Source organism: Enterobacter sp. WCHEn045836 (assembly GCF_003965585.1).
GTDB classification, from domain to species: domain Bacteria; phylum Pseudomonadota; class Gammaproteobacteria; order Enterobacterales; family Enterobacteriaceae; genus Enterobacter; species Enterobacter dissolvens.
Map to the genome: position 1 here is coordinate 1 of NZ_RXPT01000048.1, position 268 is coordinate 268.

The following is a 268-nucleotide window of genomic DNA, read 5'->3' on the forward strand; positions in this document are numbered from 1 at the left end:
ATGATTGCGAAAATTTGAGAGACTCGAACACACATAACTGTGTGTCGTTTCAATTTTCAGCTTGATCCAGATTTTTAAAGAGCAAATATCTCAAACGTGACTCGCAAGTCAGTTTTGAGATATGACGGCAGGTGACTTTCACTCACGAACCAGCAAGTGGCGTCCCCTAGGGGATTCGAACCCCTGTTACCGCCGTGAAAGGGCGGTGTCCTGGGCCTCTAGACGAAGGGGACGTACAGTCTCAATCGCAAGACGCCTTGCTATTTAC

The 268-nt window shown here is 47.8% G+C and carries 1 tRNA gene; it reads right to left on the reverse strand.

Going from position 1 to position 268, the window contains the following annotated elements:
• Positions 1-157: 157 nt before the first annotated feature.
• A tRNA-Glu gene (locus tag EKN38_RS25655) sits at positions 158-233 on the reverse strand.
• Between the last annotated feature and the right edge of the window lie 35 nt (positions 234-268).